The following is a 19,844-nucleotide window of genomic DNA, read 5'->3' on the forward strand; positions in this document are numbered from 1 at the left end:
GAAGGAGGCACCATGGCCGAGCACAGGGACATTGTCATCATCGGCGCCGGGCCGGGCGGCTACCTGGCCGCCATGCGGGCCGCGCAGCTCAGGAAATCGGTCACCCTGATCGACCAGGACCGCGTCGGCGGCACCTGCATCAACTACGGCTGCATCCCGACGAAATACCTCCTGCACCAGACCCGGGTCCTCAAGGAGCTGGCCGGGATGAAGACGCTCGATGGGCCGGCCGGCGAGGTCCGGCTGAACTGGCCCAGGGTCCAGCAGGGCCGGCAGGCCGTCGTCGACCAGCTGGTCAAGGGTCTCGTCTTCCTCCTCGAAAAGGGCCGGGTCGAGATCGTCAAGGCGCCGGCCCGGCTGCGGGCCGACCGGACGGTCGTCGCCCGGACCGAGGCGGGGGAGAGGGTCTTCGAGGCGGGCGCGGTCATCGTGGCCGCGGGCAGCCGGGCGGCCGGCCTGCCCTTCCTCCAGGCCGACGGCCGGACCGTGATCACCAGCACGGAGGCCCTGGCGCTGGCCGAGGTCCCGAAGAGCCTGCTCATCGTCGGCGCGGGGGCGATCGGCCTGGAGATGGGCTCGATCTACCGGCGGCTGGGAACGGACGTCACGGTGCTCGAGATCCTGCCGCAGATCCTGCCGGGGTCGGACAAGGAGGCGGTCATCCGCCTCGAGCGGGCCCTCAAGAAGCAGGGCCTGAGGATCTTCACGGAGATGAGGATCGACGGGGCCGCGGCCGGGGCGGACGGCGTCGCGCTCAAGGGCGTCTCGCTCAAGACCAACGCGCCGTTCGAATACCGGGCCGAAAAGGTCCTCCTCTCGGCCGGCCGCAAGCCCAACACCGCCGACCTCTTCGATGGCGAGCCCTGCCTGGCCATGGACCGCGGCTTCATCAAGGTCGACGCGGGGCTGCGGACGAGCCTGCCGGGCGTCTTCGCCATCGGCGACGTCATCGGCGGCAAGCTCCTGGCCCACAAGGCCTACCATGACGCGATCGTGGCCGTGGAGAACGCAGCCGGCCTGGGCCGGACCGTCGACTACGCGGCGCTCCCGGCGGCCGTTTTCACCGAGCCGGAGTTCGCCTCGGTCGGGCTGACGCAGGAAGAGGCGGCGGCCAGGGGGATCAAGGTCAAGGCGGGCGTGTTCCCGCTACAGGCCAGCGGCCGGGCCCTGACCATGGAGGCGACCGACGGCCTGGTCAAGGTCCTGGCCGGTGAAAACGACCGGGTCATCGGGGCCCACGTCGTCGCGCCCGGCGCCTCGGACATGATCCCGGTCCTGACCATGGCCGTGTCCAGGGGCCTGACCCTCAAGGAGCTCGACGGCATCATCTATATCCATCCGACGCTGTCCGAGGCGATCGGCGAGGCGGCCCTGAAGGCCAACAACGAAGCGCTCCACATCCTCAATACTTGAGGTTCTTCTCCAGATTCCGGGAAGGTTGCCCGCAGGCGGCGGAAGAACCATATACATGAGGGACGGTCCGTTCCGGCGTTGACGAGTGGGGAGGCTTTCTATAGAATCGGGGCGCCTTCCCGGGGAAAACATGAGAGAGCTGGTCATCGCCTTCGCCGTCTTCGGGCTCATGTCGGTCTTCATGGTCTTGGTCAACAGGATCCTGGGGCCCCGCAAGCCCGATCCGGCCCGGGAGAGGCCGTTCGAGTGCGGCAGTCCTCCGCTCCAGGCCGGCATCGGGCCGGTCAACATCCCGTTCTTCCTCGTCGCCCTCCTGTTCCTGGCCCTGGACGTGGTCGTCGTCTTCCTTTTCCCGCTGGCCCTGTCCATCCGCGGCCGCGGCCCCGGAGGCTTCGCCGCGCTCGCCGCCTTCGTCCTGGTCCTGGCGGCGGGGTTCGTCTATGCCTGGAAAAAGGGGGTCTTCCGCTGGTCATGAGCGGCTTCGACTTCGTGGCCACGCGCCTCGACACGGCCATCGGCTGGGGCCGCAAGTTCTCGCTCTTCCACTACCCGTTCGTCACCGCCTGCTGCGGCATGGAGTACATGTCCACGGCCTGCGCCCACTTCGACATCGACCGCTTCGGCGCCGGGCTGACCCGCTTCTCGCCGCGCCAGGCCGACCTGCTCCTGGTCGTCGGCACGATCACCCACAAGCTCGCCCCGGTGCTCCGGACCGTTTACGACCAGATGCTCGAGCCCAAGTGGGTCATCGCCTTCGGGGCCTGCACCGTGAGCGGCGGCATCTACAGGAACTACGCGGTCGTCCAGGGCATCGACAAGATCATCCCCGTGGACGTCTACATCCCGGGCTGCCCGCCGCGGCCGGAGACGGTCCTCGACGGGCTCCTCAAGCTCCAGGACAGGATCCAACGGCAGAAACAGGATTGGCGATGGGCCCGGAAACCCTGATCGGGGAGATCCGGGCCAGGCTCGGCCCGGCCGTCGAGGGCGTCGCCGATTCCTTCGGGGACCCGGTCCTCGTCCTCCGCGCCGCGGACGTCCGCCCGGCCCTGGCCGCCCTGCGCGAGCCTCCGTTCGACTACGCGGTCCTCCTCGACCTGACCTGCGTCGATTACGCGGCGGGGGAGGGCCGGTTCGAGCTCGTCTACCACCTCTATTCGCTCTCCCGCAACGTCCGCCTGCGGCTCAAGGCCTCGGTCCCGGCCGCCGACCCGGCCGTCGGGAGCCTGGTCGGCCTGTGGAAGAACGCCGAATGGCTCGAGCGCGAGGTCTTCGACATGTTCGGAGTCCGGTTCGAGGGCCACCCCTATCTCCGGCGGCTCCTGACCTACGAGGGCTTCGAGGGGCACCCGCTGAGGAAGTCCTATCCCTGGCGGCTGGAGCAGCCCCGCATCCCGATGAAGGGCGAGGGCTGACGTGGATCCCCGGACACGGCTCGAGCGGCAGGCCCGGCCCGAGAGCATGCTGGTCAACATGGGCCCGTCCCACCCGGCCATGCACGGCACCATGAGGATCATGCTCGAGCTCGACGCCGAGAGGATCGTCAACGCCGAGTGCGAGATCGGCTATCTCCACCGCGGCTTCGAAAAGACCTGCGAGAACAGGACCTGGTTCAACCTGCTCATCTACACCGACCGGCTGAACTACGTCTCGCCGCTCATCAACAACCTCGGCTATGCCATGACCATGGAGAAGATGCTCGGCCTGGCGGTCCCCGAGCGGGCCCAGCTCATCCGGGTCCTCATGAGCGAGCTCTCGCGCGTCTCCGACCACCTGACCTCGCTCGCGGCCATGGCCATGGAGAACGGCGCCTTCACCGTCTTCCTCTATATGATGAAGGCCCGCGAGTTCCTCTGGGACGTTATCGAGCAGACGGCCGGGGCGCGGATGACGACCTCCTACATCCGCATCGGCGGCGTCCGGGCCGACCTCCGCCCCGGCTGGCGGACCTCGCTGGCGACGGCCGTCGGCGAAACCCGCCGGGTCCTCAAGGACGTCGCCGGCCTGCTCGACAAGAACAGCATCTTCATCGGCCGGACCCGCGGCGTCGGGGCCATCTCGAAGGATGACGCCCTGTCCTACGGCTGGACAGGCCCCTGCCTGAGATCGACGGGCATCGCCTACGACGTCCGCAAGGCCCATCCCTATCTCGTCTACGACCGCCTCGACTTCGAGGTGCCGGTCGGCGAATGCGGCGACAGCTACGACCGCTACAGCGTGCGCATGCGCGAGATGGAGCAGAGCCTGAGGATCCTCGAGCAGGTCGCCGCCCTCATCCCCGATGCGGCGCCCCTGCCGGCCGGGCCGGCGATCGAGCCCGGGGAGGCCATCCGGAGGTCCCGGCGGGCGCGCGCGGCCGGGCCCATCCGCCTGTCCCCGAACCTGGAGGGCTCCGAGAAGGAGCGCCTGGCCGGCCTGACCGCCGGGGACGGCCGCGCGGGCGTCCCCCCGAAAGAGGACGCCTACACGACCATGGAAGGGCTCATCGCCCATTTCCTCTTTTTCATGAACGGCAAGGGCATACGGCCGCCCAAGGGCGACGTCTATTTCTCCGTCGAGGGCGGCAACGGCGAGGTCGGCTTCTACATCGTCTCGGACGGCACCGACCGTCCCTACCGGCTCCATCTCCGGGCGCCTTGCTTCCATATCGTCTCGGCGCTCGACGAGCTCATCAAGGGGCGGCTCGTCGCCGACGTCGTCCCGACCTTCGGCTCGCTGAACATGATCGGCGGGGAGCTCGACCGATGACCTACTCCCCCTCGCCGGACGCCCTCCGCAGGATCGAGGAGGCCATCGCCCTCTACCCGGAGAGGACCGCCGCCCTGCTCCCGGTCCTCCGGATCATCCAGGAGGAGGCCGGCTTCATCCCGCCGGCCGCGGAGATCTGGGCGGCCGCCAAGCTCGGGGTCAGGCCGGCCAGGGTCCGCGAGGTCCTTTCGTTCTACAGCATGCTCCGGCGGGCGCCCGGCGGACGCCACACCCTGGAGATCTGCCGGAACATCAGCTGCTACCTGGCCGGCGCCGAGGATCTGCTGGGCTTCATCTCCGGCATCCTGGGGATCAAGCCGGGCGAGACGACGCCCGATGGGGCCATCAGCCTGGCCGCGGTCGAGTGCCTCGGGAACTGCGACCACGCGCCCTGCCTCCAGGTCGACGGCGTCGATCGCGGGCCGATGACCCGCGAGGCGGCCGCGGCCCTGATCAAGGAGCTCAAAGGGAATGGCTGAGACGACGAGCGTTCCGCTCCTGCCCGCCGACGAGGGCGCCTGGCGGCTCGAGTCCTACCTCCGCGGCGGCGGGTACGCGACGGCCCGGCGGGTCATCACCTCGATGGCTCCGGCCGACGTCGTCGCCGAGGTCCGCAAGGCCTCGCTGCGCGGCCGGGGAGGGGCGGGCTTCCCGGCCGGGACGAAATGGGGCTTCGTGCCGCAGGGCGGGAGCGGTCCGAGATACCTCTGCGTCAACGCCGACGAGGCCGAGCCGGGGACCTTCAAGGACCGGCTCGTCCTTCTCCGCGCCCCGCACCGGCTGCTCGAGGGCATGCTCATCACGGCCTTCGCCGTCGGCATCCGGAGCGCCTTCATCTATGTCCGCGGCGAATACGGTCCGATGGCCCGGCGCCTGGAGGAGGCGATCGTCGAGGCCCGGGCGGCGGGCCTGGCCGGGCCGGGACTCTTCGGCACGGGATTCGGGCTGGAGATCGTGGTCCACCGCGGCGCCGGGGCCTACATCTGCGGCGAGGAGACGGCGCTCCTCGAATCGCTCGAGGGCCGCCGCAGCCAGCCCCGGGTCAAGCCGCCGTTCCCGGCGGCCGTCGGCCTGTTCCGCTCGCCCACGGTCATCAACAACGTCGAGACCATCGCCTCCGTGCCCGGGATCATGGCCCGGGGCGCGGACTGGTTCCTCGGCCGGGGGCGGCCCAACGACGGCGGGACCCGGCTCTATTGCGTCAGCGGCGCCGTCCGGAAGCCCGGCGTTTACGAACTCCCGGTGGGCACGCCTCTCCGGGAGATCATCGAGCTCCACGCCGGGGGGCCGCCCGAGGGAACGGCGATCAAGGCCGTCATCCCGGGCGGGCTCTCGGCGCCGCTGCTCGCCGCCGGGGAGATCGACGTGGCCATGGACGTCGGATCCCTGGCCGGGGCCGGCTCAATGCTCGGCTCGGCCGGCATCATCGTCGTCCCTCGGGGCGCGCCCATGCTCGACGTCCTTCTGACGACGGCCCGCTTCTACGCCCACGAATCCTGCGGCAAGTGCGCGCCCTGCCGCCTCGGGACGTCCTGGATCCTCAAGATCGTCGAGCGGCTCCGGCGCGACGGAGGGAGCCCGGCCGATCTCGATCTTGTCCTCGATCTGGCCGACGGGATCAGGGGCCGGACGCTCTGCCCGCTCGGCGACGCGGCGGCCCTGCCCATCCGCGCCCTGGTGACGAAGTTCCGCGGCGAGCTCGATCAGGCGGTGTCCCGGTGAGCGGAGCCGGCCGCGTCGGCCTGACCATCGACGGCCTCAAGATCGAAGCGGCCGAGGGGACCAACGTCCTCCGGGCCGCCGAGCAGGCGGGGATCGCCATTCCGCACTTCTGCTATCACCCCGGCCTTGACGTCGAAGGCAGCTGCCGGATGTGCCTGGTCGAGATCGAAGGCCTGCCGAAGCTCGAGCTGGCCTGCTCCACGGTCGTCCGCGAAGGGATGGCCGTCCGGACCTCGACGGAGCGCGTCCGCGAGGCGCGCCGGGACGTCCTCGAGTTCCTGCTGGCCGAGCATCCGCTCGACTGTCCCATCTGCGACAAGGCGGGCGAGTGCCGCCTTCAGGATTATTACGATCTCCACGGACGGCGCGCCGGCCGGATGTCCGAGCCGCGCGAGCGCCGGGACAAGAAGGCGCGGATCGGCCGCGGCCTCATCCTCGACCGGGAGCGCTGCGTCCTCTGCACTCGCTGCGTCCGCTTCCTGCGGAATGTGACCGGAACGGGAGAGCTGGGCGTGTTCGAGCGGGCGGTCCGGTCGGAGATCGGCGTCTTCGAAGGCTTCCCGGTCGACAACGACTATTCGGGCAATCTCGTCGATATCTGTCCCGTCGGGGCAATCACCGCCGAGGACTTCAGGTTCCGGACCCGGGCCTGGTTCCTGTCCCGCAAGCCCTCGGTCTGCCCCCATTGCGGCCGCGGCTGCGCCGTCAGCGTCGAGTCCGTCGCCGGCTACCCCCTGGATAACGGGGAGAGGCGGGTCTATCGCGTCGCCTCCCGCGAGAACCAGGCGGTCAACGGCTTTTGGATCTGCGATCTCGGCCGCGAGGGGCGGCGCGACATCGACGAGGCGCGCCGCGCCGTCCCGCTGAAAAAGGGCGCCCCGGCTCCCGGCCTGTCCCTGCCGACGGCCCTGGCCGACGTCGCCGCGGCCGTCCGCGGCCTCCCGGCCGGGGAGCGGGCGGGCGGGATCGCCGTGGTCCTGAACGGCCGCATGACCTGCGAGGAGCTGGCCCTGGCCCGGGCGCTCTTCGCCGGCGCCATGGGTCTCCGGAACGTCTTTTTCGCCGACCGGAAGCCGGGCCAGGCCGACGATCTGCTGCTGACGGCCGAGCGGACGCCCAACCTCCGCGGCGCCGTCGAGGCCGGCTTCGCGCCCCGGCTGCCGGCCCTCGACGATGTGGCCTCGGCGAAGGTGCTGATCGTCTTCGGCTCCCGCCTGGCCGAGCACTATGCCGGGCCCGATCTCGTCCGGGCCCTGGCTTCCGTTCCGGCGAAATTCCTTTTCTCGGCCCACGCCGGGCCGCTCGACGGTCTCGTGGACATCGCCTTTCCGGCGACCGTTCCGGCCGAAAAATCAGGGACTTACATCAACATCGAGGGCCTGCGCCAGGTTTTCGCCCAAGCCCTGGAGCCGGCTCCCGGCGTGGCTTCTGACGGCGACATCCTGACCCAGCTAGCCGGCCTGCTGGGCTCCGGCCGCGGAGACGCCGATGGCCGCTGACGTCCTCATCATCCTGGCCAAGGTCGTCCTGACCCTGGCCTGGACGCTCCTGCTGGCCCTGTTCCTGACCTGGGTCGAGCGGAAGCAGAGCGCGGTGATGCAGGACCGGATCGGGGCCAATCGCGCCTCCGTCCTCGGGCTGCGGCTCTTCGGCCTTTTTCAGCCGTTCGCCGACGCCATCAAGATGTTTTTCAAGGAAGACTTCGTCCCGTCCTTCGCCCAGAAGCCCCTGCATTGGCTGGCGCCCGTGGTCTCGTTCTTCTGCGTCTCCGTGACCATGATCGCCGTGCCCTTCGGCGACACGGTCCGGCTGTTCGGCCGGCGGATCCCCCTGCAGGTGGTCGATCTCAACGCCGCCGTCGTCTTCGTCCTGGCCATGCTCGGCCTGGCCGTCTACGGCATCCTGACCGGCGGCTGGGCCTCGTCGAGCCGGTTCGCCCTGATCGGCAGCCTCCGCGGCGCCGCCCAGCTCGTCTCGTACGAGGTCGCCCTCGGCCTGTCGCTCGTCGGCCTGATCATGGTCTTCCCGTCCCTCAGCCTGGCGAAGATCGTCGAGTGCCAGGGCGGGCTGCTGTTCGGGTTCCTGCCCAAGTGGGGGATATTCCTCCAGCCCCTGGGCTTCGCCGTCTTCTTCCTGGCGGGGCTGGCCGAGACCAAGCGGGTGCCCTTCGATCTGCCGGAGGGCGAGTCCGAGATCATCGGCTTCTACACGGAATATTCCGGGCTCAAGTTCGGGCTGTTCATGTTCACCGATTTCCTCGAGGTCATCGTCTTCGCCGCCATGGCCGCGACCCTCTTTTTCGGCGGCTGGCAGGTGCCCTGGCTCGGCGATGGAGGCTTCGTCTTTCCCTGGGGCGGCCGGATCGCCGCGGCGCCGTGGGCCGTGACGGTCCTGCGCGTCCTATCCTTCAATCTCAAGGTCCTGTTCTTCTGCTGGCTCCAGATCCTGACCCGGTGGACCTACCCGCGCTTCCGCTACGACCAGGTCATGGACCTCGGCTGGAAGGTCCTCGTGCCGGCCGGGGCCGTCAACATCCTCGCGACCGGGCTCTTCCTGGCGGGGCGATAGGAGGACCATGAGCAGCGCCTGGACCGTCGCCAAGGAGATCGTCAGGGGGTCGGCCATCACGGCCCGCCACTTCTTCGTCAACATGACCTTCCACACCCTGCGGCTGCTCGGCATCCGGAACCGCAGAAGGGGAGCGGTGACTTTCCAGTACCCCGAGGAGGTCAAGCCCCTGGCCGCGCGGCACCGCAGCCTGCACCGCCTCCGGCCGCGGCCGGACGGCCGGCCGAGCTGCGTCGCCTGCATGCTCTGCGTCACGGTCTGCCCTTCGGAATGCCTGTCCGTCGAGGCGGCCGAGGACCCGGACCCCGAGATCCAGAAGCTCCCGGCCAGGTTCGTCGTCGACCTCGACCGCTGCTGCTTCTGCGGCTTTTGCGTCGAAGCCTGTCCGGTCGACGCCATCCGCATGGACACCGGCGAGATCCGGCTGGCGGCCACGGACCGCGCCGGCCTGAGAGTCCGGTTGGACAAGCCATGAACGCCGCCGACAGGATAGCGGTCGGGGAGATCGAGGTCGTCCGCCTGCTTGACGGCACCTTCCGGGTGGACGGCGGGGCCATGTTCGGGGTCGTGCCCCGGACCCTCTGGGCCGCCCTGGCGCCGCCCGACCGCGAGAACCGGATCACGCTGGCCCTGAACTGCTATCTCGTCCGCGCCCCGGGCGCGACGATCCTGCTCGACACCGGCGTCGGGCCCGACCTCGGCCGTCGGTATGCGGACTTCTACGGCGTCGATCGCCGCCCCGGCCTCCTGGCGGGGCTGGCCGGCCTGGGCCTCGGGCCGGAGGACATCGACCTGGTCGTCAACAGCCACCTCCACTTCGATCACTGCGGCGGGAACACGATGAAGACGGCCGGCGGGACTTGGGCGCCCGCGTTTCCCGGGGCGCGCTACGCCGTCCAGCGCGGCGAATGGGAGCAGGCCCTGCATCCCGTCGGGCGGGACAAGCCGAGCTACATGCCGGCCCGGCTCAAGTCCCTGGCCGACTCGGGCCGCCTGACGCTCCTCGACGGCGACGGGCCCGTGGCGTCAGGCATCGAGGCCGTCATCGTCGCCGGCCACACGGCCTTCCACCAGGGGATCAAGGTCTCGTCGGCCGGCCGGACCTTTTTCTTCGCCGCCGACGCCGTGCCCACGGCGGCCCACGTCGGGCTCGACTGCATCATGAGCTACGACCTCTACCCGGTCGACACGTACGAGACGAAGAAGGCGCTCCTGGAGCGGGCCGAGGCCGGCGGCTGGGCCCTGGGCTTCAGCCACGACCTGGCGATGCCGTTCGGCCGCCTGCGCCGCGCCGGCCGCCGGCTCGAGGCCGCGCCCGCGGAGGGCGACGCGGCCGGGCCCGAAAGAGATTGACTTTTCGGAAGCCCGTCTTTAAGATGAGCCTTCTGCAAATTCCGAGGAGGTTGTCAATGAAGAAAGTGACCGTCGAAGAGCTGCTCGCCAAGGCCCAGCAGCCGTCCCTGGACGCCCCGAGGCTCCACAGGTTCTACAAGGGCAAGATGGGCACCGCCGTCAAGTGCCGCGTCCGCGATTTCAACGACTTCGCGATCTGGTACACGCCCGGCGTCGCGGCCGTCTGCAAGGAGATCCAGGCCGACAAGCAGAAGGCCTACGAGTACACGAACAAGTGGAATTCCGTGGCCGTCATCAGCGACGGCACGCGCGTGCTCGGCCTGGGCGACATCGGTCCCGAGGCCGGCCTGCCGGTCATGGAAGGCAAGGGCATCCTCTATAAGTACCTGGGCGGCGTCGATGCCTTCCCGATCTGCCTCGACGAAAAGGACCCGGACAAGCTCATCGAGATCTGCCGGGCCCTGCAGCCGTCCTTCGGCGGCTACAACCTCGAGGACATCGCCCAGCCCAAGTGCTTCCGCATCCTCGACGAGCTGCGCGGGAAGTGCGAGATCCCGGTCTGGCACGACGACCAGCAGGGAACGGCCTGCGTCACTGTGGCCGGCCTGATCAACGCCCTCAAGATCGTCAAGAAGGACATCGCCGAGGTCAAGTGCACGGTCATCGGCTCGGGGGCCTCCGGCATCAACATCGCCCGCCAGATCATGCTGGCCGGGTCCAACCCCGCCAACATGCTCTCGGTCGATTCCAAGGGCATCCTGTCCCGCGACCGGGCCGACAAGGACGTCCTCCAGGCGAAGTTCAAGGAGAAATGGGACCTCTGCCTGAGGACCAATCCGAAGTGCAAGCAGGGCTCCATGGCCGACGCCATCAAGGGCGCCGACGTGCTCATCTGCTGCTCGACCCCCGGCCCCGGGACGGTCAAGCCGGAGTGGATCAAGACCATGGCCAAGGACGCCATCGTCTTCGCCGAGGCCAACCCCATCCCCGAGATCTGGCCCTGGGAGGCCAAGGAGGCCGGGGCCCGCATCGTCGCGACGGGCCGGTCCGATTTCCCCAACCAGGTCAACAACTCCCTCGGCTTCCCCGGCATCTTCCGGGGCGCCCTGGACGTCCGGGCCAAGACGATCACGGACGGCATGTGCATCGCCGCCGCCCGGGAGCTGGCCAAGGTGGCCGAGGACAAGGGCATCCACGAGGACTACATCATCCCCAACATGGACGAATGGGAGGTCTTCCCCCGCGAGGCCGTGGCCGTCGGGTCCAAGGCCATCGAGGAGGGCGTGGCCCGGTTCACTTTCCCGGCCGACGTCCGCTTCAGGATGGCCGAGGAGATCATCCGCGCCTCCAGGGAGGACGTCCAGAAGAAGATGAAGGAAGGCGTCATCATCGATCCGGACAAATGATCCGGCGCGCCCACCAAGCCGGGCGGGGGGAGGGGGCATGGCGCCCCTTCCCCCGCTTTTGTTCGTCCGGATTTGACAAAGCCCCCTTAAAGTGATATAAGTTTCCGCAATCAGGACATCTCAATCACACGGCGCCTATCTCACGTAATTCATACAAAAGCTACCAAAGGAGGTACAATCATGAAGAGCATCGTGAAAGGCTTAGCGCTGGCGCTCGCCCTCGTGTTTGTGTTCACGAGCTGCGCCAAGGCTCCCACCCAGTTGATGGACCAGGCCAAGGCCGGCATCCAGGGCGTCATCGACGCCAAGGGCGGCATCTACGCCAAGGATGAGCTGAACAAGCTCCAGGGCGACCTGCAGGCCGCTCTTGATGCGGTCGCGGCCCAGTCGAAGAAATTCTTCAAGAAGTATGGCCCGGCCAAGGAAATGCTGAACAAGGTCATCGCCGACGCCGAGCAGGTCAAGGGCCTGATCCCCGGGCGGATCGCTGAGGCCAAGGCTGCTGCCGAGACCGCGATGAACGAAGCCAAGACGGCCGTCGAACAGGCCAAGGCGCTCCTCGAGAAGGCCCCCAAGGGCAAGGGCACCAAGGCCGACATCGAGGCCATGAAGGCTGACCTGGCTGGTCTCGAGACCGCGATGGCCGACGTTACCACCGCCCTGAACGCCGAGGACTATTTCGGCGCCAAGGACAAGGCCAACGTCATCAAGGAAAAGGCTGCCGGCATCACCGAGCAGATCAACGCCGCCATCGCCAAGGTCAAGGGCCGCTAAGTCACAGGACTTGAAGCTCAGTAAAACAGCCGCCTTCGTACTGGCTGTTTTGCTCTTTGGTTGTCGGACCGCACCGGTCCCGACGGAGGTCCTTGACGCTGACCGTCAGGAAAGAGACCTTCGGGGGACCGGTGCTTCTCTTTTTGCCGGACCGGAGCATGCGGCCTACCTGCGGAGCCTGGCTAACGCCCGCCAAACCCTGGAAAGGGAGAACCTCAAGCTGGGCTGGTTCCGCGATTACGGCAAGGTCCGCCGGGAATTCGCGGCCGTGCTGCGGACCGGCGAGGCCGTCGGGGCCGAGGCCCGGACGGCCATCTCCAGCCGGTCGGCGTCCCTGAGCCAATCGGTCCAGGCGATCCGCCGCCGGCTGATGACGCTCGACGACCTGACCTTGTCGCTGGTCGAGCGGGGCCCGGCCCGGAGCCGGCTGACCCAGGCCTCCCTGGCCCTGACCGAGGCCGAGGAGATGATCGACCGGAGCCGGTTCGACCAGGCGTCGTCCCGCCTCGAGAAGGCCACGAGCCTGACGGCCGAGGCCGAAAAGGCCGTCATCGCCCACATCTCCCGGTACCTCGATCCGGCCCAGGTCAGGAGCTGGAAGACGGCCGCCGAAGAGACCATCGCCGATTCGCGGGAGCGAGGCCTGACCGTCTTCATCGTCACCAAGCTCGAACACCGTCTCCTGGTCTACAGGGCCGGCAAGCTCATCCGCACCTACGATGTCGGGCTGGGCTTCAACGGCCTGGCCGACAAGCGCTATGCCGGCGACAATGCCACTCCGGAGGGACGCTACAAGGTCGTCCGGAAGATCCCCTCGAGCCTCTATTACAAGGCCCTGCTCATCGATTATCCGAACGACGAGGATCGCCGCTGGTTCGCCCGGGAGAGGGCCCGGGGGACGATCCCCAAATACGTCGGGATCGGGGGGGACGTCGAGATCCACGGCGGCGGCCAGGACAGCCTGACCCGGGGCTGCGTCTCCCTGGACAACAACAGGATGGACGAGCTCTACGACCTGGCCGCGGTCGGGACGCCGGTCACGATCGTCGGCACGCTGGAGCTCGAGAATTACGTCATCAAAGCCATCGGGAACAACTGATATGTTTATCAAGCGAATCCTCCTCGCGGCGACGGCCCTGGCCGCCCTTGGTTTCCTGGCCGTCCTCGGTGCCTCGTATTTCATCGGCCTCAAGGAGGCCTCGGGCTGGCCGGCTCCGGGCCCGGTCCTGTCGGACAAGGACGCTCCCAAGGTCGAAAAGAACGTCCAGCAGCTCGAAAAGCGGATGTCGGCCCTGCAGCCCAAGGGCCTCTACATCGTCATCGATACGGCCGAGAACCGGCTCCAGCTCAGGGACGGGGACAAGGTGCTGCGGACGGCCGTCGTCTCCTGCGGCAGCGGCGTCGTCCTCGAGGAGCAGGGCGGCCGGAAGCGCAGCTGGGTCTTCGACACGCCCCGGGGCGAGTTCAGCGTCAAATCGAAGATAACCAATCCGTACTGGGTCAAGCCGGACTGGGCCTTCATCGAGGAAGGGGAGAAGATCCCCAAGGCCATGGAGGACCGGATCGAGGCCGGGACGCTCGGGGATTATGCCCTGGGCTTCGGCCAGGGGTTTTTCATCCACGGCACCCTGTATACCCGGCTCCTCGGCCGGAACGTCACCCACGGCTGCGTCCGGGTGGGTGACGAGGACCTGAAGTACCTGTTCAAGACGGTCCCGATCGGGGCGAAGATCTACATCTACTGATGAGGGCGGCGATGAGAAATGCAGCACGTGTCGCGGGTCTCGCGGTCCTGGCCGGGATCGGGATATTCGCCCTCGCCGGGCCGGTCCCGGGCGCCGAGATCGACCGGGCGGCCCTGGGGAAGAAGCAGGAAACCCTGACGGCCGAATACGGCCTGGCCAAGGACGCCAAGTTCTATTTCGTCTTCGACGTCCGGGGGCATAAGCTGGAGCTGAGGGTCCGGGGCATGGTCCTGAGATCCTGGCCGATAGTCGGCATGAGGTTCTGGGGCAGGCCGGAATTCTCGGGCATGGTCGAGCTGACGAGGAAGACCACGCTGAAGGCGCCGGAGCGGATCATAATCAAGCCGGGGCAGGAAGAAGCCCTGGTCAAGGTCCCCGCGCCCGCGCCGAAACCGGGCGCGGCCGCCGCGGCGGCGCCGGTGGCCGCCGACTACGACCTCGAGGCCCTGGAGATCAGGGATATGCCGACGCGCTTCAGCATGGATTTCGACAACGGGCTCCACGTCTCGCTCGCGGCCAGGTCGGGGGAGGCCCCCGGGCTGATCGCCCGGCTGAAGGAAGCCTGGCGCTGGTACATCGCTCTCCCCCTGGGCGATGTCTTCGGCCGGGACCGGCAAAAGGCCCGGCCGGTGCTGGAACTGGTCTTCGAGGACGAGAAGGCGCCCCAGGGGATATACTGGCATTTCTTTGACGGGATCAAAGGGATCATTCTCTGATCTCTTCGGGCTGACTGATTGAAAAACAAAGCCGGGGAAGATTTTTAATTAATACTTGACACTAAAGGACTAAGATTATATATTGTATTAGCGCTAAATTGAATATGTCAGGAGGGCTCCAATGAGCAAGATAATCGGAATCGATCTGGGTACGACGAATTCGGTCGTCGCGATCCAGGAAGGAGAGAAGACGACCGTCATCCCGAACGAGGAAGGCGGGCGGACGACGCCGTCCGTCGTCGCGTTCTCGGCCAAGGGCGAGATCCTGGTCGGGCAGGTCGCCAAGCGCCAGCGGGTGACGAACCCCGAGAACACCATCTACTCGATCAAGCGCTTCATGGGCCGGCGCTTCGGCGAGGTCGGCCAGGAGATCAAGCAGGTCCCGTTCAAGGTCACCGAGGCCCCGAACGGCGACGTCCGGGTCGAGGCCCACGGCAAGCTCTACGCCCCGCCCGAGATCTCGGCCTTCATCCTGCAGAAGCTGAAAAAGGCCGCCGAGGATTACCTCGGGGAGAAGGTGGAGCGGGCCGTCATCACCGTCCCCGCCTATTTCAATGACAGCCAGCGCAAGGCCACCAAGGACGCCGGTCAGATCGCCGGGCTCAAGGTCGAGCGGATCATCAACGAGCCGACGGCCGCGGCCCTGGCCTACGGCATGGACAAGAAGAAGGACCAGACGATCGCCGTCTACGACTTCGGCGGCGGCACGTTCGACATCTCGATCCTGGAAGTCGGGGAAGGCGTCGTCGAGGTCAAGGCGACAAACGGCGACACCCACCTCGGCGGCGACGACCTGGACCAGCGGGTCCAGGACTGGATCGTCCAGGAATTCAAGCGCGACTCCGGCATCGACCTGACGCGCGATAAGATGGCCATCCAGCGCCTCAAGGAGGCCGCCGAGAAAGCCAAGGTCGAGCTCTCGACCACCATGGAGACCGAGATCAACCTGCCCTTCATCACCGCCGACGCCTCCGGGCCGCGGCACCTGCTGATGAAGATGACCCGGGCCAAGCTCGAGCAGCTCTGCGAGGACCTCATCCAGAGGTCCGTCGCCCCCGTTCGGCAGGCCCTGGCCGACGCCAACCTCAAGGCCTCGGACATCCACGAGGTCATCCTCGTCGGCGGCCAGACCCGCATGCCCCGCATCCAGCAGCTCGTCCAGGAGCTGTTCGGCCGCGAGCCGCACAAGGGCGTCAACCCGGACGAGGTCGTGGCCGTCGGCGCGGCCATCCAGGGCGGCGTCCTGTCGGGCGACGTCAAGGACGTGCTCCTGCTCGACGTCACCCCGCTGACCCTTGGCATCGAGACGCTCGGCGGCGTGTTCACCAAGATGATCACCCGCAACACGACCATCCCGACCAAGAAGACCGAGATCTTCTCGACCGCCTCGGACAACCAGCCGAGCGTCGAGATCCACGTCCTGCAGGGCGAGCGCGAGATGGCCTCGCACAACCGGACCCTCGGCCGCTTCCACCTCGACGGCATCCCGCCGGCTCCCCGGGGCATCCCCAAGATCGAGGTGACCTTCGACATCGACGCCAACGGCATCCTGCACGTTTCGGCGAAGGACCTTGGCACGGGCAAGCAGCAGGCCATCACGATCACGGGCCACAGCGGGCTCGACGAGAAGGAGATCAACCGCATGGTCAAGGACGCCGAGTCCAACGCCGCCGAGGACCGGAAGCGGCGGGAGACGATCGACGCCCGCAACCACGCCGATCAGCTCGTCTACAGCCTGGAGAAGCTGCTGCGGGAGAACAAGGACAAGGTCCCGGCCGAGGAGGCCGACCGTGTCCAGAAGGAGATCGAGAACACCAAGAAGGCCATCGAGTCGGACGACCTCGACAGGATCCGCAAGGCCTCCGAAGACCTGGCCAACGCCTCGCACAAGCTGACCGAGATGATGTACCGGCAGGCCGGGCCGCAGCCCGGCGCCGAAGCCGGGGGCGCCGGCTATCAGGCCGGCTCCCAGCAGCAGTCCTCCGGAGGCGGCAACGGCCGCAGCGAGGAGGGGGAGGTCATCGACGCCGAAGTGGTTGATGACGATTCGAAAAAGAAGTAAATAATATCGCCGGGCCGGGTCCAGGGAGCGGAGATGGCGAAGGATTATTACCAGGTCTTGGGCGTCGACAAGGGCGCCGCCTTGCCCGAGATCAAGAAGGCCTACCGCCGGCTGGCGCGCAAGTACCATCCCGACCTCAATCCCGGGGACAAGACGGCCGAAGCCCGCTTCAAGGAGATCCAGGAAGCCTACTCGGTCCTGAGCGATCCCAAGAAGCGGGCCCAGTACGACCAGTTCGGCGATCTCGGCGGCATCCCGCCGGGCGCCGGGCCGGGCGCCGGTCCCGCCGGCGGCGGCTTCGAAGGCTTCGATTTTTCCGATTACGGCTCGTCGACCTTCCGGGACTTCTTCGAGAACCTGTTCGGCGGCGGCGGCGTTCGGGGGGCGGGGCCGTCCGCGGGCGCTGCCGAGCGGGGCGAGGACCTTCAGTACTCCATGTCCGTCGGGTTCGAGGACGCCATCCGCGGCGTCGAAGCCCGCATCAGGGTTAACCGCCTGGCGGCCTGCAAAGCGTGCGGCGGCACCGGCCGGGCCTCCGGCTCGCGGCCGCGGGCCTGTCCGGCCTGCGGCGGCAGCGGGCGGGGCACCACGCAGCGGGGCTTCATGAAGTTCTCGGGCGTCTGCCAGGCCTGCGGCGGCACGGGCCAAGCCGCGGGCGAGCCCTGTCCGGCCTGCGGCGGACAAGGCCTGGCCCAGATATCGGACCTCATCACCGTCCGCATCCCCGCGGGCGTCGACAACGGCTCCAAGGTCCGCGTCCCGGGGCGCGGCAACGCCGGCCGGAACGGCGGGCCGCCGGGCGACCTCTACATCGTCATCGAGGTCGCGCCGCACGCCATTTTCAAGAGGGAAGGGGCGAATATCTCGGTCCGGGTGCCGGTCACGGTGCCCGAGGCCACGCTGGGGGCCAAGATCGAGGTGCCGACCCTCTGGGGCCGGACGACCATCCGCATCCCGCCCGGGACGAAGTCGGGCCAGAAGTTCCGCATCAGGGAACAGGGCGCACCGGTCGCCGGCCGGCACGGCCGCGGCGACGAGTTCGCCGAGGTCTACATCGTCCCGCCGCCGTTCGAGAACCAGCGGGTCCGGGAGATCATGAAGGAGCTGGAAACGCTCTCGGGGCCGAACCCGAGGCAGTCCCAGGGATGAGCCCAGATGAAGAAGAACAGGGAAGAGAAGAAAGAGAGGCTTAAGCGGCCGGCCTCGGCCAAGGGGGCCGGCGGCCCGGTTTACCATATCTCGGCCGTCGCCGAGATGTACGGGCTCCACCCGCAAACTCTCCGGATGTACGAGCGGGAGGGCCTGCTCATGCCCTCCCGGAGCGAGGGCAACACCCGCCTGTATTCGGCCGAGGACCTCAAGCGGCTGGAGATCATCCTGAATCTCATCCGCGACCTCGGGGTCAACCTGGCCGGGGTCGAGGTCATCCTGAACATGAGGGACAAGATCGAGCGCATCGAGTCCGAGGTCGGCGAATTCCTCGGCTACATACAGCGGGAGTTCTTCCAGGGCAAGGAGGAGGAGTTCGAGGCCCGGAAGCGGGCCCTGATGAGCGTCCGGCCCAGCGGGGTGGTCAAGGTCAAGAACCGGGATGAGTGAAGCATGGACCCGCGGGACTTCTTCGACTCGAGGAACATCAAGCATTACCTCGAGGACATCTCGAAGTTCCCGGCCCTGACCGAGGACGAAGAGAAGAAGCTCGGGGAGAAGATCCGCCAGGGCGACGCGGAAGCCCTGCAGGCCCTGGTCCGGTCCAATCTCAAGTTCGTCGTCTCGTACGTCAAGAAGTACCGGGGCATGGGGCTGGGCCTGCTCGACCTCATCGACGAGGGCAACGTCGGGCTGATCGAGGCGGCCAAGCGCTTCGATCCCTCCCGGGGCGTGCGCTTCGTCTCCTACGCCGTCTGGTGGATCCGCCAGGCCATCCTCCACGCCCTGACCCAGTCGGCGCGGATCACCCGGATCCCCCAGAAGCTGGCCGACCAGATCTCCCAGATGAAAAGGAAGACGGCCGAGCTCAAGGTCGCGCTGGGGCGGGAGCCGGTCCGGGAGGAGATCGCCGCGGCCATGTGCGTGTCGGAGACCGACGTCGAGGACCTCGAGATCCTCGCGGAGCGCAACCTGTCCCTGAGCGACAAGGTCAACGACGACGACCTGGAGGTCGAGGACCGGCTCAGCGACCCGGACTCGCCCTCGGTCGAGTACCAGATCATCAAGGCCTCAATCCAGCAGCAGATCCGGGACATCCTGAGCGAGCTGGATGAGAAGGAGGCCCTTGTGCTAAAATTACGGTTCGGGTTGGACGACGACCGGCCGCGGACCCTGCAGGAGATCGGCGACCAGCTCAATCTGACCCGCGAGAGGATCCGCCAGATAGAACAGAAGGCCATGAGGAAGCTCAGCCGGTCGCAGAAGCTCCAGCACCTTCGGGGGTACCTGAATTGAGCGAGCCGGCGGTCTGCCCCAAGTGCCGGGGGACGGGCTGGGTCCTCGAGGACGCCGCAGGCTCCCGGGTGGCCAGGCGCTGCGCCTGCTACGGCGAGCGCTGGAAACAGTCCCTGTTCGACCAGGCCAACATCCCCCGGCGCTACCAATCCTGCACCCTGGACAGCTTCGAGGTCCACAACGACTCGCACCGGGACGCCCTCAAGATCTCGCGGCAGTTCGTCAAGAACTACCCGGCCCAGGATGTCGGGCTGCTGTTCATCGGGCCCTGCGGGGTGGGGAAGACCCACCTGGCCGTGGCCGTCATCCAGGAGCTCATCCGGACGAAGGACGCTTCCTGCATCTTCTACGATTTCCGCGACCTTATCCGCGAGATCCAGAGCACCTTCACGCCGGACTCGACGCTGTCCGAATCCGACGTGCTGACGCCCGTCTTCCAGTCCGAGGTCCTAGTCCTCGACGAGCTCGGGGCCAAGCGGACGACGGCCTGGGTCGAAGAGACGGTCTTCTACATCATCAACCATCGCTACAACCACAAGAAGATGACCTTGTTCACGACCAACTACCCTGACCTCGACGAGGAGGAGGACAAGCGTGACTCCTTCTACAAGAAGGGCGGTGACAGCCTGATCGACCGCATCGGCGTCCGTCTCCGCTCGCGCATCTACGAGATGTGCAAGGTCGTCGAGATCACGGGCGAGGACTATCGCAAGATCGCCAAACAGGCCAGCTACCGGTTCTGAACGCTCTTCTTGCTCGTGTTGTCTGTTGCACCAACGTGATAACTTCCGGATTGGCCAACGTGAAAACTTCCGCTTTTTTCGGCTAAGGTATGGCCTCCTGAGGAAGGAGGCCGGACTTGAAGCGGAAGGAACTTATCACATTGAGCCGG

21 protein-coding genes are annotated in these 19,844 nt (G+C 67.4%); all 21 read left to right on the forward strand.

The genetic code is table 11. The features are described 5' to 3' along the window. Positions 1-12 precede the first annotated feature (12 nt). Positions 13-1,413, forward strand: coding sequence for a dihydrolipoyl dehydrogenase (lpdA, locus tag ABFD52_07730; protein ID MEN6560648.1), 1,401 nt, complete (start codon positions 13-15; stop codon positions 1,411-1,413). 130 nt (positions 1,414-1,543) lie between these two features. Beyond that, the gene (locus tag ABFD52_07735) at positions 1,544-1,888 is read left to right on the forward strand and encodes an NADH-quinone oxidoreductase subunit A (protein MEN6560649.1); all 345 of its coding nucleotides are present in this window, start codon (positions 1,544-1,546) and stop codon (positions 1,886-1,888) included. Continuing rightward, positions 1,885-2,361, forward strand: a complete 477-nt coding sequence (gene nuoB / locus ABFD52_07740; GenBank protein MEN6560650.1) for an NADH-quinone oxidoreductase subunit NuoB — start codon at positions 1,885-1,887, stop codon at positions 2,359-2,361. Before ABFD52_07735 ends, nuoB begins: the two co-directional genes overlap by 4 nt. Beyond that, positions 2,343-2,828, forward strand: a complete 486-nt coding sequence (locus tag ABFD52_07745) for an NADH-quinone oxidoreductase subunit C (GenBank protein MEN6560651.1) — start codon at positions 2,343-2,345, stop codon at positions 2,826-2,828. Before nuoB ends, ABFD52_07745 begins: the two co-directional genes overlap by 19 nt. A gap of 1 nt (position 2,829) precedes the next feature. Continuing rightward, on the forward strand, positions 2,830-4,161 hold the full coding sequence (locus ABFD52_07750) for an NADH-quinone oxidoreductase subunit D (protein ID MEN6560652.1): 1,332 nt from the start codon (positions 2,830-2,832) through the stop codon (positions 4,159-4,161). Further along, the gene (locus ABFD52_07755) at positions 4,158-4,640 is read left to right on the forward strand and encodes an NAD(P)H-dependent oxidoreductase subunit E (protein MEN6560653.1); all 483 of its coding nucleotides are present in this window, start codon (positions 4,158-4,160) and stop codon (positions 4,638-4,640) included. The genes ABFD52_07750 and ABFD52_07755 overlap by 4 nt, the downstream gene beginning before the upstream one ends. Then, a complete protein-coding gene (gene nuoF, locus ABFD52_07760) occupies positions 4,633-5,883 on the forward strand; it encodes an NADH-quinone oxidoreductase subunit NuoF (GenBank protein MEN6560654.1) in 1,251 nt (416 codons plus the stop codon). The genes ABFD52_07755 and nuoF overlap by 8 nt, the downstream gene beginning before the upstream one ends. Further along, the gene (locus ABFD52_07765) at positions 5,880-7,382 is read left to right on the forward strand and encodes a 2Fe-2S iron-sulfur cluster-binding protein (protein MEN6560655.1); all 1,503 of its coding nucleotides are present in this window, start codon (positions 5,880-5,882) and stop codon (positions 7,380-7,382) included. Before nuoF ends, ABFD52_07765 begins: the two co-directional genes overlap by 4 nt. Further along, positions 7,372-8,451 (forward strand): complex I subunit 1 family protein, encoded by a 1,080-nt coding sequence (locus ABFD52_07770; protein ID MEN6560656.1) that lies wholly within the window; start codon positions 7,372-7,374, stop codon positions 8,449-8,451. The genes ABFD52_07765 and ABFD52_07770 overlap by 11 nt, the downstream gene beginning before the upstream one ends. 7 nt (positions 8,452-8,458) lie before the next feature. After that, the gene (locus ABFD52_07775) at positions 8,459-8,926 is read left to right on the forward strand and encodes an NADH-quinone oxidoreductase subunit I (protein MEN6560657.1); all 468 of its coding nucleotides are present in this window, start codon (positions 8,459-8,461) and stop codon (positions 8,924-8,926) included. Continuing rightward, positions 8,923-9,804, forward strand: coding sequence for an MBL fold metallo-hydrolase (locus tag ABFD52_07780; protein ID MEN6560658.1), 882 nt, complete (start codon positions 8,923-8,925; stop codon positions 9,802-9,804). Before ABFD52_07775 ends, ABFD52_07780 begins: the two co-directional genes overlap by 4 nt. 56 nt (positions 9,805-9,860) lie before the next feature. Continuing rightward, entirely contained in the window at positions 9,861-11,210 is a 1,350-nt protein-coding gene (locus ABFD52_07785; GenBank protein ID MEN6560659.1) for an NADP-dependent malic enzyme, read from the forward strand. A gap of 180 nt (positions 11,211-11,390) precedes the next feature. Beyond that, the gene (locus ABFD52_07790; protein MEN6560660.1) at positions 11,391-11,984 is read left to right on the forward strand and encodes a hypothetical protein; all 594 of its coding nucleotides are present in this window, start codon (positions 11,391-11,393) and stop codon (positions 11,982-11,984) included. 10 nt (positions 11,985-11,994) lie between these two features. Next, complete coding sequence (locus ABFD52_07795) at positions 11,995-13,083, forward strand: L,D-transpeptidase (GenBank protein ID MEN6560661.1); 1,089 nt, start codon at positions 11,995-11,997, stop codon at positions 13,081-13,083. A gap of 1 nt (position 13,084) precedes the next feature. Further along, positions 13,085-13,729: a L,D-transpeptidase gene (locus tag ABFD52_07800; protein MEN6560662.1), complete on the forward strand. Its 645-nt coding sequence runs from the start codon at positions 13,085-13,087 to the stop codon at positions 13,727-13,729. Between the two features lie 11 nt (positions 13,730-13,740). Next, complete coding sequence (locus ABFD52_07805; GenBank protein ID MEN6560663.1) at positions 13,741-14,445, forward strand: hypothetical protein; 705 nt, start codon at positions 13,741-13,743, stop codon at positions 14,443-14,445. A gap of 121 nt (positions 14,446-14,566) precedes the next feature. After that, a complete protein-coding gene (gene dnaK, locus ABFD52_07810; protein MEN6560664.1) occupies positions 14,567-16,507 on the forward strand; it encodes a molecular chaperone DnaK in 1,941 nt (646 codons plus the stop codon). A gap of 33 nt (positions 16,508-16,540) precedes the next feature. Beyond that, positions 16,541-17,656: a molecular chaperone DnaJ gene (gene dnaJ, locus ABFD52_07815; GenBank protein ID MEN6560665.1), complete on the forward strand. Its 1,116-nt coding sequence runs from the start codon at positions 16,541-16,543 to the stop codon at positions 17,654-17,656. Between the two features lie 6 nt (positions 17,657-17,662). Then, on the forward strand, positions 17,663-18,106 hold the full coding sequence (locus tag ABFD52_07820; protein MEN6560666.1) for a helix-turn-helix transcriptional regulator: 444 nt from the start codon (positions 17,663-17,665) through the stop codon (positions 18,104-18,106). 3 nt (positions 18,107-18,109) lie between these two features. Beyond that, entirely contained in the window at positions 18,110-18,952 is an 843-nt protein-coding gene (locus tag ABFD52_07825) for an RNA polymerase sigma factor RpoD/SigA (GenBank protein MEN6560667.1), read from the forward strand. Then, complete coding sequence (locus ABFD52_07830; protein ID MEN6560668.1) at positions 18,949-19,695, forward strand: ATP-binding protein; 747 nt, start codon at positions 18,949-18,951, stop codon at positions 19,693-19,695. The genes ABFD52_07825 and ABFD52_07830 overlap by 4 nt, the downstream gene beginning before the upstream one ends. Positions 19,696-19,844: the final 149 nt, after the last annotated feature.

It is taken from the genome of Acidobacteriota bacterium, assembly GCA_039683095.1.
GTDB lineage: Bacteria > Acidobacteriota > Aminicenantia > Aminicenantales > Saccharicenantaceae > RBG-16-66-30.

Coding starts and splice junctions, on each gene's coding strand:
- ABFD52_07770 (MEN6560656.1), top strand. CDS start 7,372: ATGGCCGCTGACGTCCTCATCATCCTGGCCAAGGTCGTCCTGACCCTG.
- ABFD52_07805 (MEN6560663.1), top strand. CDS start 13,741: ATGAGAAATGCAGCACGTGTCGCGGGTCTCGCGGTCCTGGCCGGGATC.
- lpdA (MEN6560648.1), top strand. CDS start 13: ATGGCCGAGCACAGGGACATTGTCATCATCGGCGCCGGGCCGGGCGGC.
- ABFD52_07745 (MEN6560651.1), top strand. CDS start 2,343: ATGGGCCCGGAAACCCTGATCGGGGAGATCCGGGCCAGGCTCGGCCCG.
- ABFD52_07820 (MEN6560666.1), top strand. CDS start 17,663: ATGAAGAAGAACAGGGAAGAGAAGAAAGAGAGGCTTAAGCGGCCGGCC.
- ABFD52_07755 (MEN6560653.1), top strand. CDS start 4,158: ATGACCTACTCCCCCTCGCCGGACGCCCTCCGCAGGATCGAGGAGGCC.
- ABFD52_07785 (MEN6560659.1), top strand. CDS start 9,861: ATGAAGAAAGTGACCGTCGAAGAGCTGCTCGCCAAGGCCCAGCAGCCG.
- ABFD52_07780 (MEN6560658.1), top strand. CDS start 8,923: ATGAACGCCGCCGACAGGATAGCGGTCGGGGAGATCGAGGTCGTCCGC.
- ABFD52_07800 (MEN6560662.1), top strand. CDS start 13,085: ATGTTTATCAAGCGAATCCTCCTCGCGGCGACGGCCCTGGCCGCCCTT.
- dnaK (MEN6560664.1), top strand. CDS start 14,567: ATGAGCAAGATAATCGGAATCGATCTGGGTACGACGAATTCGGTCGTC.
- ABFD52_07825 (MEN6560667.1), top strand. CDS start 18,110: ATGGACCCGCGGGACTTCTTCGACTCGAGGAACATCAAGCATTACCTC.
- ABFD52_07735 (MEN6560649.1), top strand. CDS start 1,544: ATGAGAGAGCTGGTCATCGCCTTCGCCGTCTTCGGGCTCATGTCGGTC.
- ABFD52_07775 (MEN6560657.1), top strand. CDS start 8,459: ATGAGCAGCGCCTGGACCGTCGCCAAGGAGATCGTCAGGGGGTCGGCC.
- ABFD52_07790 (MEN6560660.1), top strand. CDS start 11,391: ATGAAGAGCATCGTGAAAGGCTTAGCGCTGGCGCTCGCCCTCGTGTTT.
- dnaJ (MEN6560665.1), top strand. CDS start 16,541: ATGGCGAAGGATTATTACCAGGTCTTGGGCGTCGACAAGGGCGCCGCC.
- nuoB (MEN6560650.1), top strand. CDS start 1,885: ATGAGCGGCTTCGACTTCGTGGCCACGCGCCTCGACACGGCCATCGGC.
- nuoF (MEN6560654.1), top strand. CDS start 4,633: ATGGCTGAGACGACGAGCGTTCCGCTCCTGCCCGCCGACGAGGGCGCC.